This window comes from Streptococcus thoraltensis DSM 12221 (assembly GCF_000380145.1).
In the GTDB taxonomy this organism is placed as follows: Bacteria; Bacillota; Bacilli; order Lactobacillales; family Streptococcaceae; genus Streptococcus; species Streptococcus thoraltensis.
Genome location: NZ_KB904586.1, coordinates 235154 through 247703, shown reverse-complemented (window position 1 = coordinate 247703; position 12550 = coordinate 235154). Strand labels below are relative to the sequence as shown.

The following is a 12550-nucleotide window of genomic DNA, read 5'->3' as shown; positions in this document are numbered from 1 at the left end:
TATTCAAATAGTAGACGGGGCGAAAGCCCCTAACTACTATATGCTTGTTTTCATTATACAATAAGAGGTATCAACAATGCAAGATAAAACTTATAAAGTCACTTTTTGGTCTTTGATTGCCTTGACTATCGCCGTTATCATTATCACTTTCTTAGTGTAGGAAGGAGGGCAAAATTGGAGAAGATAACATTGAAAATCTTACGTATTAAAGCAGGAATGACACAGGAAGACGTTGCTAAAAAGCTGAAAATTTCTCCCTCAACATGGAGTAAATGGGAAAATGGCAAGAGTTATCCTGATGTCCCTCAAATTGATAAAATAGAACTTTTATTTAATGTCAGTTATGCTGATATTAAATTTTTGCCAAACTAACACGGTTTAACCGCGTTAGTTGAGTTTATTCAAATAATACTAGGTTCATCAAAATTACCAAGGATGAGTAACAAAACGTTTGAAAATCGTTTATATACTACGCATATAAAAAGTTTAATCTTTTCTCTTGACAAAAGATTAAACTTATTAACCCCAGATAGGAAAGGAGAATGATATGCAGCGTATGACGATGTTTACGTTTAAGCTACCGAGTGACTTGCTAGAACGCTTGAGAGCTGAAAGCAGTAAGCGCGGTATCACTGTTGCGGGCTATATTCGTATGGTCTTGTTGCAGGAGTTAGAAGAGGAGTAGAAAAGATACACATAAATGAAAAAAAGAAAAGCTAGCTGAAGATGGTGCTAGCTTGATAGTATAAGTAATTCTTTTAGTAGTTTTTATGCTTATTATAACAAAAAGTCCGACTGCAATCGGACTCTAAACAAAAAAATATTTACTTAATTATATCACAGATTGGAGGTAAGAAATGCCAAAAGCAGAAATTACTTATAGACCTGTTGACATCAACGAAAAGGCAACACATGGTGATTACAAACATCTTTGTCAGATTTGGGAGGGTTTGACGGTTGGGACAGCTAAACAATGGGCTGCAGAAATGAGAGAGCATCCAGATTTTAGACAGTTCGTACTCAACCCAACCCACAAAATTGTCTTTATTGATTACGAGGGTTTCAAATTATTCATTAAATGGAAATCACGCAACAGATACAAATCTAGAAAAGAAACACTAGCTGAAATGTTAGAAAATATCAAATTTGAAAATCAAATAGGAGTATAAAACATGTTTAACAAAAAAACTAGAGTACAAAAGGCATTTATGCTTATTTCAAAATTTATCGACAAAGCAGATATTTCGGAACAAGAAAAAACACGTTTAAAAAATCTATTGCTTAATGTCAAGACTTATTCAGGAGTGATGTGATGAACACACAAGAATTGATTAGCGACAACAACTTTCTTCGTGATGAAAATCAACGTTTGACACAGGAGTATAACGAGTTGTACGACAAAGCAGAACGATACGACTTGCTTATCAAGTGGGGATTGGTTACGAAGACGACGTTAGATAAATTGGATGAAGCAGTTGGTTTGTAAATAAGATTTAGATAGTCCTTTGACAATTGAATATGGGTGCGTTGGAAGAAAAAAATAAAAAAATCCGTGCAAAAGTATTGACTTAATGCACGGAATAAAGTATAATAAAATCATGGTTAAGAAATTAACCAAATCCAACAGAAAGGAAGTGGAGCTATGCGAAGTCGAAAAGACAAGCGAAAAGAAAAACTCTCAACCAGTGATAAGATAAGTTTGATAATTGTCATCATCGAACTTATCAAATTGGTTAAAGAGTTCCTCGAATAAGCTTAGGACGAGACCTGAGGGCGAAAGCCCTCGGTAGTTTCGTATACTTTGATTATAGCATAGCTCCAAGCAGAATAACAATGGATAAAGATAAACGGTCATTGATTATCGCAAGTATTGCTTTAGCATTAAGTATTATAAATCTGCTACTTGATTTATTTAGGTGACAGATTTGGCAAAAATGGGGCGACCAATAAAAGCCGGTGAAAAACGTGAAAAACGCATTGAGTTCCGCTTGACACAAAAAGAATTAGACATGATAAACAAAACGGCTGAAAAAGCTGACATGACTAGAGTTGATTTGGTAGTAAAAGCGGTTGAAGAATTTGCCGACCGATTGAGGTAAAAAAAATAAAACTCTATATAACCTTCCCTCGCCAAAGTTTAGGTTATACAGAGTGCATCGCACCCATATTCATAACAAATACGAGCACGTTTTTATTATATAAAGCGTACTCTTATTTGTCAAACACACATATCAAAGAGTGCGCTTTTTGTGTACTCAAAATTGGAGGAACACATGACTAAAACTTACACATTAACTGAAGAAGAACTAGACCAATTAATTAAAGAACGTATGGCAGAAAAGCCCATCACTGAAGCGAGTCTTTTTAACACAGTTAGCTTTAATACGGATTTGTTGGAGCCTATCAATGCTAAGTATCCAGAAGTTGTTAAAAAGTTAGATAACAACACAATTCGCTATAATCCACACCCTTTGAAATCGGTATTTACTAACGTTCCAGTAACTAATGAAGTAACAAAAGAAACTAAGTATTGTAAAGTTTATCATGGTGAGATTCATAATAACATCAGACACTTAGTATTGAACATTTTTGGAAAAAAACTCAATAAAGAACTAACTAGAGACGAGTATGATTTAGCACAAGAATTCTATACCAATTTCAAGAACCTATTTTTAGAAAGCTACGATAAACGATTGGAGGAATTGACGAGATGAGACCTAAAAAATACCCTTATTCACAAAAGCGACCCTCTCCTAGCCGAGAAAGAGTCGCTAATTACAGAATCGCAATTGAAGATTTGAATGCTTTATTGCCTTCATCTTCAGATTTGCTTAAAGAAAAAATAGAAGAAACTAAGCAACGACACTTAGCATTTCTCAAACCTTGGGATTTTGAGTTTGCTCAAGACGAGCTAGAATCTCAGCTTCATGCTGAATAAGAATTTTTTGAATGTGTTCTTGGACTTCACGAACTCTCACAGGTTCGAACTTGCTACGGTCACGAACTAATTCAATGATTTCATCAATTTCCCTTTGAATGTATTGACCAGGGATGTAAGGGTCAAGCATGTGGGGCACCTCCTTTACTTTTTAATAAGGATATTATAACTAAAGAAAGTGATTTTAGAGATATGATTCAAGAACTCAATTTAAGCCCATTTTGGCTCACTGTCGTGATTTTGATAACTCTATGGCTAATGTATCAGCTCGTCAAAATACCGAGCCAAATCGACACAGAAAATACAGTAGAAAACAGTAAGAATACAGTAGAAACACCAAAATATCTAGAAAGATATGGAGCGGTGATTCAAATGCGGGGGAGATAGGAATTATGGATAACACCAAAGATAGCTATAAAAAGTACAATAAACGAAATCCTATGGTGAGGATGGAGCGCGATGTTTATGATAGATTAGTTGATTTTTGCAATGAAAATGACCTCGTCATTAGCTCAACTATTAGTCGCTTTATCAATTATTCTTTAAATAACGTTGAGATTAAGGAGGTATCTGTTCCGACTGAAGAACTCTTCATTGGGAACGAAAAACTTTAATGGCACAGAGAAGAATGTTTAGCAAAGAAATTACAACTAGCGACAAATTTGTAGATATGCCCCAATCGACTAGATTGCTCTATTACGATTTAGGAATGGAAGCTGATGACGAGGGTTTTATTGGGAATGCTCGCATGTTGAGTCGTGCTTATGGAGCCAATATTGATGATTTGAAACTACTTCAAGCTAAAGGATTCATCATTATTTTCGAAAGTGGTGTGACTGTTGTTAAAGATTGGAACGTTAACAATAAAATTCGCAAAGATAGGATTAAACCAACAATCTATACTGATGAGAGAAGCCTGCTATCCCTTGATAATAATGGTGTTTACCAACTTGACAACCAAGTGACGACCAAGTGGCAACCAAATGACAACCAAATGTCCGCCCAGTATAGGATAGGTAAGGATAGGATAGGTAAGGATAGGATAGGTGAGGATAGTGGAGGATATAATCCACCACCAAAATCAAATCTCAACTTTGGTCAATTTATCAGAGCTGAAGGACTAAAAGCAAATGACAACCACATCCAAAGATTACTTGACTATATTGGACTTGAGGGAATGGATATGGATTTGGTAAAGCTAGCAGTTATTAGAACAACCGAACAAGGAATTGTAGCGCCAGCTTATACTTTTAGCATTCTGGATAACTGGAAGAAAAAAGGTTTTACAACAGTCGAACAAGCTAACAAAGAGCAAGAAGAGTTTGAACAACAAAAATCCAAAACATCAACCACTGCTCCACAAAAAACTAACGTCCCTGAATGGTCAAATCCTGATTACAAAGCCCCAGATTTGGATAGCTTGAAAGTAGAAGTTACGGAGGATTATTCCGATGACCCAACAGCTTTTTGAAGACTATCACCGTATTATCAAAAAACATTATGGCAGGACAGCAACACAAGAGACGTTTAACAAATTTGTGGAATACACAAAAAAAGGAGAAGTTGTCGATGGTGTTAAGCCAATCATGAACCCGATTAATTTATATGCTCATGGTATTGGGATCACATCAAAAGAAGCGACAGATATTTTATTTGAAAGAGTATTAAGTAATGACAGAAACTAGAGAAATGACAGCAGTAGAAGCGAATGTACTGAACATGATTGTTAACAAAGGCACGTTTGAAGAACCAGTCAAAGCTAAACGAATTAAAGAGAAGATTGGCTTATCAAAGCGTGGACTAGAAGAAATCATTGAGACTTTGAGAGTGTTTTACAAACATCCGATTGTAGCGAAGAAAACGCAACCAAGCGGATACTATATCCCACGGAATGAGGACGAGCGCATGGCAGGTACAGCACCATATCGTAAGCAGATTTTGACAGAGCAGAATAATCTTGCAGCAGTTATGAGTGTTGACCTTAGCGAGTATTGGAAAGGTGAGACAGCATGAAAGACTTAGATTTGGTTGAGTACATGGATAAATTTCTGGACGTGAATGAGATGATTAATGAAGCTATTTTGCATTTAAGTCTAGAGAACGAAAGCGAGTTAGTGAGCGAACTTAAAGAGGTGAAAACCTTTATAAAAGAACTACACGATTACAGACTTGAAGAGGGGTGGGTGCAATTATGATTTTAGTAAATTTAGATGGGAATTACATCAATCCAGACCACATCAGAGGATTGAGCGAAAGAAACAACCATTATGGAAAAACTATTACACTTCTGTCGTTTAACACTACCGATGACAGTGAAGCTATTATCAGATTGGACATGTCGCTTGAAGATGCGCTTGAAAAACTACAAAAAGCTGAGAAAGTGAAAATTATCCGATGATGGAAATGGCAATACGAGAATACTTTGAGTTGATGGAGGAACTTGGAGACGTGATCAATCAACAAGCAGATAAAATCGCAATGCTAAGTAAGAGAAACAAAGAACTAACTGCTGAAAATTGGAGACTTAGGAAGATGAAGGGACGAATAAAATGACTAATGAATTGACTCAAAAACAAGTCACATCAAATGTGGCAACAAGAATCCAAGCAATGAGAGGTGAGGGGTTGCTAATTGCCCCTAATTACAGTGTGAGTAACGCTCTCAGCTCAGCTTACTACGCTTTAAAAAATTCTGGTAGCGGGAACTTGCTTGAAACATGTACATCAGAAAGTATTTATAACGCTTTATTAGATATGGTGACACAGGGGCTTAGTCCAGCTAAAACGCAGTGTTATTTTATCCCTTACGGTAATACAGTGAAACTTAATCGCTCATATTTTGGAACAATGAAAGTGGTGAAACAACTTCCAGAGGTTAAAGATATTTTTGCGGAAGTTATTTACGAAGGTGATGATTTTAAAATCAAAAATGAAAATGGTCGAAAAGTATTTGTCAGTCATGATACAGATTGGATGAACGCAGACAATGCTATCATCGGTGCTTATTGCATTATCGAAAAAGTGGATGGGGAAAAAATCTTAACAGTTATGACCAAAAAGGAAATCGACAAATCTTGGGCGCAAGCTAAAACAAAGAACGTCCAAAATAATTTTCCTCAAGAAATGGCAAAGCGTACAGTCATCAACCGTGCTGCTAAACAATTCTTTAATACCAGCGACGATAATGACTTGTTCATCGATGCAGTTAATAGGACAACAGAAAACGAGTACGAGGAAGACCGTCAAACTAAAGATGTGACACCGACTGAACCAGTTGAGACGCTGGGTGCTATCCTTGGAGATCCGATTGAAAACCAATCTAAACCAACTGAACTAGTTGAGGTTAAGGAAGAACCAAAAACATCTCCTAAAGATGTGACACCAGTTGAGGAATCAATTCCAACCAGTGAAGAAATGACGGAAGAAGGTTATTCAACTGATGAGGTTCCCAACTTTGAACAAGAAACTAGTGAAGTTTACGAAGAAATGAGCTTTTTTGAAGGAAATACAACTCAAATTAAGGAATAATCGACGATGAAACAACTAACACAGGAAAATTATTATCAAGATACGTCTTATCTGACTAACTCCCGCTTCAAGCGATACCAACAATGCCAAGCTAAAGCATATGCCGTGGACAATGGTAGCTGGACAGAAAATCGTGACGAGACACCGCTTTTGCTTGGCAATTATGTCCACAGCTATTTCGAAAGCCCCGAAGCTCACGAAGCTTTTTTAGCAGAAAATGGCGACAAGTTGCTTGCTAAAACTGGAAAAAACAAAGGTCATCTAAAAGCAGATTTTGTGATTGCAGAGGAGATGATTTATTCCTTAAAAACAGATGATGGGTTTAGCAGTTTATATCATGGGTATCATGGTGACGATGTCAAAAAAGAAATGATTGTCTTTGGTGACATCGAAGGCGTGCCAGTTAAAGGTAAGTTAGATAGTGTAAATCTCAGTCGTGGTTATTTTGTGGATTTGAAAACCATGAAATCTCTCTATGCCGAAGAATGGAACAATGACATAAGGAAACGTGTTCCAGCGGCAGTTAACAATATCCTTAATTTTGGCTATCACGGTCAACTCGGGCTGTATCGTGACCTGTTGAAGCAAATGACAGGGAAAGATTTCCGACCGTACATCGTTGCGGTCAGTAAGGAAAACGTTCCTGACAAGGATATTTTGAAGATAGACGACGAATGGCTAGAAGAAGGTCTAAATAAGCTGAAAGCTGACATCGTGGAAGTTTGGGATGTTATCCAAGACAAGCAGAAACCGAAAACATGTGGACGTTGCGATTATTGCAGAAGCAAGAAAAGATTGAATGCAGTAATCAGCTTGAATGATTTGATTAATAAATAACGTGCCGTGAATCACGAAAAAAGCGAACTAGAAAACGATTTGTAGTTAACGATTAAATCGAATGCTATAAGGATTTCACAAGCCCCGTCTTAGCCATATTCTCACACAATTAAAGGCGGGCTTGATTTTGATTTGAAAATGAAATTAATGAAGTTTGAGTATATCTTATCAAACACTAAACAACATAAACAGATGCTGAACTCAAATGACCGATTGCACTATTACAAGCAAGCTAAGATAACCAAGCAATTGAAATATCTAGCTAAAGCAGACATACGACCAGAAGACAAGGGTAGTTTTTCCGAGAGCTGTCCTTGTCAAGTAGTCGTAACAGTATTTAGTCCGACAAGACGACGGTTAGACCCACCAAATTTATATCCAACTGTTAAAGCTTTGATTGACGGCTATACAGAGGGCGGTCTTTGGATAGATGATAATTACAAGATTATACAACGTTTGTCTTTTGAGTATGGTGGATTGAGTGGTATCAAAGGAAAATATCGGATTGAAATTGACATTGAGGAGGTAGAGTGATGAAAGTTTATCATGGGAACGATGAGTCTCGCACATTGATTGGCGAGTGTCAGACGGACAAAGAAGCTTTTGACATCGTTGAAAAGCATATAGAGTGGACACTGCATTATTATCACTTTTGGCATAGTAACGGTGAACTTGTCATTGATTATGGTAGCTATCGCAATTTCTATTATGTTGATTTTGAGGAGTTAGAAAATGAAACATAAACCTTTTAATTTAAACCCTCTAATCCAAGCTATTTTAATCGCCTGTACGCTTTTAAGCCTATGGGTGGCACTATCTACCACAAAAGCAAACAAGGGGCTTAGAGAAGAAAATAAACGCCTTTCCGAACGTGTCACAAAATTACCTGAAGCATTTGGAGGTGTGGGGTATATTTCAGCAGTTGGCGAGGATTATATTGATGTTGTCGGCTATGGACGATTTTTGATTAACGAAGACGAAGCGCAGTTTTTGGATAAGGGCGATAAGGTGCCACAGTATATTTTGGAGAGGGGACAATAAAAAGCCAGCAAATACTGACTTATTCAAATATGAAATTGTAAAGTTGGACGACTTTTTGAAAGCTCCAAGTATCTAGTTGTGTAATTTTACTGGCGTTTCTAGCTCTATAGTCAAAGGTGTATAGCTGCATGGGATTGACAGAACCATCCACTTTATCGGATGTGATGGGAACGGAAAGTCCTCGTCTTTCTAATGCTTTTGCGCCATGAGTGATTGGACAGACAGCGACAAAACCTGTCGTTTTACTATACTTATAGCTAGAAACAACAAGAGCTGGACGGCGTTTTCGAATCTCTTTGCCAACAGCGGGGTCAAAATCAATCCAAATGATGTCTTGCTTTTGTGGGATGTACTTATCATTCATTTTCAAGCAGTGTTACCCCTTCAAAGTCATTTTCCATGATGAACGGTTCCATGTTGTCAAATGGGTTTGGGATTTTAGGTGCTAATACAATAACGCCATCAATGCCCTTGTAGACAACAAATTCTTTACCTTCATCAATCCCTAGTTCTTTAGGTATGGTAACAGCTAGTGAATTGCCGACTTTACGTGTTTTTACAGTATTCATGAGTATCCCTCCTTGCGTATACACTTAGTATACACCTTTGGAATCAAAAAAGCAAATAGTAAAAAAGACCAGCACTGGCCGGTCTCCGTGTTAATGAACATTAGCACTATTATTATATCACGATATCACGGAGGTTGAAGGTGAGTAAAGATCAAACTAGAGCAGAAGAATTATTAAATGAATTGAGAATTATTCCTAAGATCATCAAGACGCTTGCTGAAGATTCTGAGGCTATCAGAGGGGCTTTGCTAACGGCTCCGCAGTGGTCAGATATGCGAGTTACGGGAGGATTGAGACAATCGCAAGAGGATAAAAATATCAAAGTCATTGATAAAACAGAGTATCATCAAGCAGAGATTGATAAATTAATCAAACGCAGAGAAGAAATTACAAGTATTATTATGCAGTTGCCTATGATACAAGCACACATCTTAAATGTCACTTACTTAAAATGTGACAATTACGATGAAGCTATGGATTATCTAGATATCAGAAATAGAAATAAGTACTTTAAAAATCTAAGAATTGCTAAAGAAAAGCTGAATTTGATACTAGAAAATACTGAATAAATACTTAATTGATACCTCTATGGTACAAATAAGTCTGCTATTATAGTATTATCGAAATAGCGAGAAGCAACAATGGTTGAATCAGCGTATTTATTTACAGCAAAGTTTTATATTAGTCAAACCCGCTATTTTAGGAACATGAGCCATGATTGGAAAATGGCGAGGGTAGCGCCCTGAGCAAGTACGTGTGACGTCCACGTCGATACGCTATGTGCAGGTTCGATTCCTGCTGTTCCTATTGCACTTATTGCAAACTTCATATTTTATCAAAAAGCCTATTATACCCTATTGTATAAGGGCTTCTTTAATAGTATTATTAAAGAGATAAAATATAGGAGAATATTTGAATGGAATATAATGGTGAAAAGAGAATTGAGTTGCATATTTCTGGAGATGCAATGGATGATGAAAAAGGCTATGAATTAAAATATCTTATAAGAGCATTACAAAACTTTGAAAAAATATCAGAAAAAACTTATTTATTTTTGACCAGTCAGAACAAAATGACAACATCTAATAATGAGGATTTTAAAGTTTATATAACTGACATTAGAGCAGGTTCTTTTAAAGCAGATATTATCCTTTTTACTCAAACGTATATTTTACCTTTAGTTCCAGTTGTAGGAGAACATGGCGATTTAGTTTGGGAATGCGTATTAAATTCATTTAATTTTGTCAAAACTATTGCTAAAGCTAAGAAAGAAGGGAAAAGTGTGGATATATCAAACATAGGAGATAAGGCAATTGTTATAATTAATAATGGTAATGATGTTACTATTAATCAGGAATTTCCTTCGTATGTTACAGAACTAGGGCAAGAATTGGCTCCTCACTTTGGGGATATGGCTAAGTCAGTTGACCAAAAAGTAAATTCCATAAATTTCGGGACCGAAGAGGACGATTTGACTCTAAATTTAGAAAATGCCGACTTATTTAAACAGAGAACCTATCTAACGGATGAAGTATTTGAAGTAACTGGTGAAATTACTGTTTTAAATTCACATAATTACACAGGGAAAATAAAAATATCCGATAGTGAGTCGTTTAATAATGCTGAATATAAGTTTGAGGTAGCAAAAGATTTACATTATCCTGAATTCTTAAAATCGGGGGTCTTACATAAAGTTAAATATATCTGTAAAAAAAGAGTGATTTTTGATCCCACTAGTCCATTAAGTGAAAAAGTCATTGGTGTAAAAATTTTAGAAAAAGTTTGATACAAAAAATGTCACGTTTTAGAATGTGGCTTTTTATTATGTCTGAAAGGAGGTAGCGATGTCACAACAAAATCAAAAATTAATCGACGAGCTTAAAACTTATGCTTTGGATTTAATGTCGGACTGGTCTACCTCTAGAAGTAGACAGAAATCATTTATCTTAAATTATATGGCTAATGGTTTTTCAAACGCTGCTGAAGCTGCTAAAGAGGCTGGTTTTAGCGAGAAAAGTGCTCATACAACAGCGCATAAGATGTTGGGTGGGTCTGAAAAGTTCCTACATATTCCACCAGTCGTTGAAAAATTAAAATTGGCCTTTGATGAACGACAAACAGAATTATCAATTTTATCGAATTTGGAAATTGAACAGTTCTGGGCTGATGTTGTTCGTGGGAAAATCAAAGATGTTAAATTAGTTGGCGTTGGCGAAGGCGAACAGGTCGTAAAGGAAGTGCCAGCAGACTTATCTATCCGTCTGAATGCTGCTGACAAGGCGGCTAGATCTAAAGGGATGTATCAAACTAATATCGACATCACACAGCGTAATATTGATATTAAAGTAGGTGATTGGGATGCTGATGAAGACTAAGTCAAAAATCAATATTACCATTGAGTACCCTAGCCGAGTATTTAACAAGCATATTTACGATAAACTCTATGACTATGACACATTCACGGAAGTCCATTATGGCGGAGCTTCAAGTGGTAAAAGTCATGGCGTGATTCAGAAAATTGTCTTTAAATCGTGTCAAGACTGGAAGCACCTTCGCAAGGTGCTTTTTTTGCGTAAGGTTGGTTCAACCGTCTATGATTCAATCTTTGAGGACGTGAAGCAATGTCTTAGTGTTTGGGGGTTGCTAGACAAGTGCAAAGTTAATAATTCAGCGTACAGGATTGAGTTGCCAAATGGCGCTCAGTTTATTTTTAAAGGGCTTGACAACCCAGAGAAAATCAAATCTATCAAAGGCATATCAGATGTCGTCATGGAAGAAGCGTCTGAATTTACCTTAGATGATTACACGCAGTTAACGCTTCGTCTGCGTGATCGCAAGCATAAGCAAAAGCAAATCTACTTGATGTTTAACCCAGTCTCTAAAGTCAACTGGACTTATAATGCTTTCTTTGTAAAATCTCCTAAAAATACTGTTGTCTATCATACGTCTTACAAAGATAATCGCTTTTTGGATGAAGTGACTAAAGAGAATATCGAGGAGTTGGCAAACAGGAACGAAGCTTATTACAAAATCTATGCCCTGGGCGAATTTGCTACCCTTGACAAGCTGGTCTTTCCAAAGTATGAGAAAAGACTACTTAACAAGGACAAGCTGGCGCATTTGCCGTCTTACTTTGGTCTGGACTACGGTTTTATCAATGACCCTTCAGCCTTTATGCACATCAAGATTGATGATGAAAATAAGCAACTCTACATCATGGAGGAGTACGTTAGAAAGAACCTGACAAATGACAAAATAGCCGAAGCTATCAAAAGTTTAGGATATGCCAAAGAGGAAATCAGGGGAGATTCTGCTGAAAAGAAATCGAATCAGGAGTTGCGTAATTTAGGTATACCTAGAATGATTGATGTCCAGAAAGGACCAGGAACTGTTATGCAAGGCATTCAGTATCTTTTGCAGTATGACATTGTCGTTGATGAACGGTGTGTGAAGACTATTGAGGAACTGGAAAACTATACTTGGCAAAAAGATAAGAAAACGAATGAGTACATCAACAAGCCAGTAGATAGTTACAACCATTGCATAGATGCAATTAGGTACGCTGCACAGGATAGGATTTTTCAAAACAAATCCGTTAGAAAAAGGATGGAAAATGCTAAATATTATTTTTAAAGGTG

25 protein-coding genes are annotated in these 12550 nt (G+C 36.7%); 22 read left to right on the top strand and 3 right to left on the bottom strand.

Features of this window, described 5'->3' with window-relative positions; genetic code table 11:
* The first annotated feature begins 174 nt into the window (after positions 1-174).
* From A3IA_RS0101285 to A3IA_RS0101250, 7 genes are all read left to right on the top strand, one after another.
* Positions 175-372, top strand: coding sequence for a helix-turn-helix transcriptional regulator (locus tag A3IA_RS0101285; protein ID WP_018379538.1), 198 nt, complete (start codon positions 175-177; stop codon positions 370-372).
* Between the two features lie 175 nt (positions 373-547).
* Positions 548-685: a hypothetical protein gene (locus tag A3IA_RS12840; RefSeq protein WP_018379537.1), complete on the top strand. Its 138-nt coding sequence runs from the start codon at positions 548-550 to the stop codon at positions 683-685.
* Between the two features lie 172 nt (positions 686-857).
* Positions 858-1169, top strand: a complete 312-nt coding sequence (locus A3IA_RS0101275) for a hypothetical protein (RefSeq protein WP_018379536.1) — start codon at positions 858-860, stop codon at positions 1167-1169.
* A gap of 3 nt (positions 1170-1172) precedes the next feature.
* The gene (locus A3IA_RS13200; RefSeq protein WP_018379535.1) at positions 1173-1313 is read left to right on the top strand and encodes a hypothetical protein; all 141 of its coding nucleotides are present in this window, start codon (positions 1173-1175) and stop codon (positions 1311-1313) included.
* Positions 1313-1486, top strand: coding sequence for a hypothetical protein (locus tag A3IA_RS13195; protein WP_018379534.1), 174 nt, complete (start codon positions 1313-1315; stop codon positions 1484-1486). Before A3IA_RS13200 ends, A3IA_RS13195 begins: the two co-directional genes overlap by 1 nt.
* A 448-nt stretch (positions 1487-1934) precedes the next feature.
* Positions 1935-2099, top strand: a complete 165-nt coding sequence (locus tag A3IA_RS11585; RefSeq protein ID WP_039827267.1) for a hypothetical protein — start codon at positions 1935-1937, stop codon at positions 2097-2099.
* A 174-nt stretch (positions 2100-2273) separates the two neighbouring features.
* Positions 2274-2714, top strand: coding sequence for a hypothetical protein (locus tag A3IA_RS0101250; RefSeq protein WP_018379531.1), 441 nt, complete (start codon positions 2274-2276; stop codon positions 2712-2714).
* 162 nt (positions 2715-2876) lie between these two features.
* On the opposite strand, the gene A3IA_RS0101245 is transcribed toward A3IA_RS0101250, so the two are convergent.
* Positions 2877-3068 carry a hypothetical protein gene (locus A3IA_RS0101245; protein ID WP_018379530.1) on the bottom strand — a complete coding sequence of 64 codons (192 nt, stop codon included), beginning with the start codon at positions 3066-3068 and terminating at the stop codon, positions 2877-2879.
* Between the two features lie 262 nt (positions 3069-3330).
* Between A3IA_RS0101245 and A3IA_RS0101235 the strand changes: the two genes are divergently transcribed.
* The 11 genes from A3IA_RS0101235 to A3IA_RS0101180 all read left to right on the top strand — a co-directional run bounded on the left by A3IA_RS0101235 (position 3331) and on the right by A3IA_RS0101180 (position 8343).
* Entirely contained in the window at positions 3331-3552 is a 222-nt protein-coding gene (locus tag A3IA_RS0101235; RefSeq protein WP_018379528.1) for a hypothetical protein, read from the top strand.
* The gene (locus A3IA_RS12400; protein WP_018379527.1) at positions 3552-4409 is read left to right on the top strand and encodes a DnaD domain-containing protein; all 858 of its coding nucleotides are present in this window, start codon (positions 3552-3554) and stop codon (positions 4407-4409) included. The genes A3IA_RS0101235 and A3IA_RS12400 overlap by 1 nt, the downstream gene beginning before the upstream one ends.
* A complete protein-coding gene (locus tag A3IA_RS0101225) occupies positions 4390-4623 on the top strand; it encodes a hypothetical protein (RefSeq protein WP_018379526.1) in 234 nt (77 codons plus the stop codon). The genes A3IA_RS12400 and A3IA_RS0101225 overlap by 20 nt, the downstream gene beginning before the upstream one ends.
* Positions 4610-4951, top strand: a complete 342-nt coding sequence (locus A3IA_RS0101220) for a hypothetical protein (protein ID WP_018379525.1) — start codon at positions 4610-4612, stop codon at positions 4949-4951. The genes A3IA_RS0101225 and A3IA_RS0101220 overlap by 14 nt, the downstream gene beginning before the upstream one ends.
* Positions 4948-5133, top strand: coding sequence for a hypothetical protein (locus A3IA_RS0101215; RefSeq protein WP_018379524.1), 186 nt, complete (start codon positions 4948-4950; stop codon positions 5131-5133). Before A3IA_RS0101220 ends, A3IA_RS0101215 begins: the two co-directional genes overlap by 4 nt.
* A complete protein-coding gene (locus A3IA_RS0101210; RefSeq protein ID WP_018379523.1) occupies positions 5130-5336 on the top strand; it encodes a hypothetical protein in 207 nt (68 codons plus the stop codon). Before A3IA_RS0101215 ends, A3IA_RS0101210 begins: the two co-directional genes overlap by 4 nt.
* A gap of 151 nt (positions 5337-5487) precedes the next feature.
* Positions 5488-6465, top strand: coding sequence for a recombinase RecT (locus A3IA_RS0101200; protein ID WP_018379521.1), 978 nt, complete (start codon positions 5488-5490; stop codon positions 6463-6465).
* A gap of 6 nt (positions 6466-6471) precedes the next feature.
* Positions 6472-7302, top strand: a complete 831-nt coding sequence (locus A3IA_RS0101195; protein WP_018379520.1) for a PD-(D/E)XK nuclease-like domain-containing protein — start codon at positions 6472-6474, stop codon at positions 7300-7302.
* Between the two features lie 147 nt (positions 7303-7449).
* The gene (locus tag A3IA_RS0101190) at positions 7450-7836 is read left to right on the top strand and encodes a RusA family crossover junction endodeoxyribonuclease (protein ID WP_018379519.1); all 387 of its coding nucleotides are present in this window, start codon (positions 7450-7452) and stop codon (positions 7834-7836) included.
* On the top strand, positions 7836-8045 hold the full coding sequence (locus A3IA_RS0101185; RefSeq protein ID WP_018379518.1) for a hypothetical protein: 210 nt from the start codon (positions 7836-7838) through the stop codon (positions 8043-8045). Before A3IA_RS0101190 ends, A3IA_RS0101185 begins: the two co-directional genes overlap by 1 nt.
* Positions 8035-8343, top strand: a complete 309-nt coding sequence (locus A3IA_RS0101180) for a hypothetical protein (protein WP_018379517.1) — start codon at positions 8035-8037, stop codon at positions 8341-8343. Before A3IA_RS0101185 ends, A3IA_RS0101180 begins: the two co-directional genes overlap by 11 nt.
* 19 nt (positions 8344-8362) lie before the next feature.
* Here the strand turns inward: A3IA_RS0101180 and A3IA_RS0101175 are convergent, their stop codons facing one another.
* Positions 8363-8707, bottom strand: a complete 345-nt coding sequence (locus A3IA_RS0101175; RefSeq protein WP_018379516.1) for a type II toxin-antitoxin system PemK/MazF family toxin — start codon at positions 8705-8707, stop codon at positions 8363-8365.
* Entirely contained in the window at positions 8700-8912 is a 213-nt protein-coding gene (gene mazE / locus A3IA_RS0101170) for a type II toxin-antitoxin system PemI/MazE family antitoxin (RefSeq protein ID WP_018379515.1), read from the bottom strand. The genes A3IA_RS0101175 and mazE overlap by 8 nt, the downstream gene beginning before the upstream one ends.
* 140 nt (positions 8913-9052) lie before the next feature.
* On the opposite strand from mazE, the gene A3IA_RS0101165 reads away from it, so the two are divergent.
* The 4 genes from A3IA_RS0101165 (at position 9053) to A3IA_RS0101150 (ending at position 12545) form a co-directional block, all read left to right on the top strand.
* Positions 9053-9481 (top strand): DUF1492 domain-containing protein, encoded by a 429-nt coding sequence (locus A3IA_RS0101165; protein ID WP_018379514.1) that lies wholly within the window; start codon positions 9053-9055, stop codon positions 9479-9481.
* A gap of 347 nt (positions 9482-9828) precedes the next feature.
* Positions 9829-10698 carry a hypothetical protein gene (locus tag A3IA_RS0101160; protein WP_018379513.1) on the top strand — a complete coding sequence of 290 codons (870 nt, stop codon included), beginning with the start codon at positions 9829-9831 and terminating at the stop codon, positions 10696-10698.
* Between the two features lie 58 nt (positions 10699-10756).
* Positions 10757-11287: a terminase small subunit gene (locus tag A3IA_RS0101155; RefSeq protein WP_018379512.1), complete on the top strand. Its 531-nt coding sequence runs from the start codon at positions 10757-10759 to the stop codon at positions 11285-11287.
* A complete protein-coding gene (locus A3IA_RS0101150) occupies positions 11271-12545 on the top strand; it encodes a PBSX family phage terminase large subunit (protein ID WP_018379511.1) in 1275 nt (424 codons plus the stop codon). The genes A3IA_RS0101155 and A3IA_RS0101150 overlap by 17 nt, the downstream gene beginning before the upstream one ends.
* The last annotated feature ends 5 nt before the right edge of the window (positions 12546-12550 follow it).

What these genes read in the sequence shown, in the direction of transcription:
- A3IA_RS12840 (WP_018379537.1), top strand. Translation starts at nt 548, where the DNA reads ATGCAGCGTATGACGATGTTTACGTTTAAGCTACCGAGTGACTTGCTA.
- A3IA_RS0101275 (WP_018379536.1), top strand. Translation starts at nt 858, where the DNA reads ATGCCAAAAGCAGAAATTACTTATAGACCTGTTGACATCAACGAAAAG.
- A3IA_RS13200 (WP_018379535.1), top strand. Translation starts at nt 1,173, where the DNA reads ATGTTTAACAAAAAAACTAGAGTACAAAAGGCATTTATGCTTATTTCA.
- A3IA_RS13195 (WP_018379534.1), top strand. Translation starts at nt 1,313, where the DNA reads ATGAACACACAAGAATTGATTAGCGACAACAACTTTCTTCGTGATGAA.
- A3IA_RS11585 (WP_039827267.1), top strand. Translation starts at nt 1,935, where the DNA reads ATGGGGCGACCAATAAAAGCCGGTGAAAAACGTGAAAAACGCATTGAG.
- A3IA_RS0101250 (WP_018379531.1), top strand. Translation starts at nt 2,274, where the DNA reads ATGACTAAAACTTACACATTAACTGAAGAAGAACTAGACCAATTAATT.
- A3IA_RS0101245 (WP_018379530.1), bottom strand. Translation starts at nt 3,068, where the DNA reads ATGCTTGACCCTTACATCCCTGGTCAATACATTCAAAGGGAAATTGAT.
- A3IA_RS0101235 (WP_018379528.1), top strand. Translation starts at nt 3,331, where the DNA reads ATGGATAACACCAAAGATAGCTATAAAAAGTACAATAAACGAAATCCT.
- A3IA_RS12400 (WP_018379527.1), top strand. Translation starts at nt 3,552, where the DNA reads ATGGCACAGAGAAGAATGTTTAGCAAAGAAATTACAACTAGCGACAAA.
- A3IA_RS0101225 (WP_018379526.1), top strand. Translation starts at nt 4,390, where the DNA reads ATGACCCAACAGCTTTTTGAAGACTATCACCGTATTATCAAAAAACAT.
- A3IA_RS0101220 (WP_018379525.1), top strand. Translation starts at nt 4,610, where the DNA reads ATGACAGAAACTAGAGAAATGACAGCAGTAGAAGCGAATGTACTGAAC.
- A3IA_RS0101215 (WP_018379524.1), top strand. Translation starts at nt 4,948, where the DNA reads ATGAAAGACTTAGATTTGGTTGAGTACATGGATAAATTTCTGGACGTG.
- A3IA_RS0101210 (WP_018379523.1), top strand. Translation starts at nt 5,130, where the DNA reads ATGATTTTAGTAAATTTAGATGGGAATTACATCAATCCAGACCACATC.
- A3IA_RS0101200 (WP_018379521.1), top strand. Translation starts at nt 5,488, where the DNA reads ATGACTAATGAATTGACTCAAAAACAAGTCACATCAAATGTGGCAACA.
- A3IA_RS0101195 (WP_018379520.1), top strand. Translation starts at nt 6,472, where the DNA reads ATGAAACAACTAACACAGGAAAATTATTATCAAGATACGTCTTATCTG.
- A3IA_RS0101190 (WP_018379519.1), top strand. Translation starts at nt 7,450, where the DNA reads ATGAAGTTTGAGTATATCTTATCAAACACTAAACAACATAAACAGATG.
- A3IA_RS0101185 (WP_018379518.1), top strand. Translation starts at nt 7,836, where the DNA reads ATGAAAGTTTATCATGGGAACGATGAGTCTCGCACATTGATTGGCGAG.
- A3IA_RS0101180 (WP_018379517.1), top strand. Translation starts at nt 8,035, where the DNA reads ATGAAACATAAACCTTTTAATTTAAACCCTCTAATCCAAGCTATTTTA.
- A3IA_RS0101175 (WP_018379516.1), bottom strand. Translation starts at nt 8,707, where the DNA reads ATGAATGATAAGTACATCCCACAAAAGCAAGACATCATTTGGATTGAT.
- mazE (WP_018379515.1), bottom strand. Translation starts at nt 8,912, where the DNA reads ATGAATACTGTAAAAACACGTAAAGTCGGCAATTCACTAGCTGTTACC.
- A3IA_RS0101160 (WP_018379513.1), top strand. Translation starts at nt 9,829, where the DNA reads ATGGAATATAATGGTGAAAAGAGAATTGAGTTGCATATTTCTGGAGAT.
- A3IA_RS0101155 (WP_018379512.1), top strand. Translation starts at nt 10,757, where the DNA reads ATGTCACAACAAAATCAAAAATTAATCGACGAGCTTAAAACTTATGCT.
- A3IA_RS0101150 (WP_018379511.1), top strand. Translation starts at nt 11,271, where the DNA reads ATGCTGATGAAGACTAAGTCAAAAATCAATATTACCATTGAGTACCCT.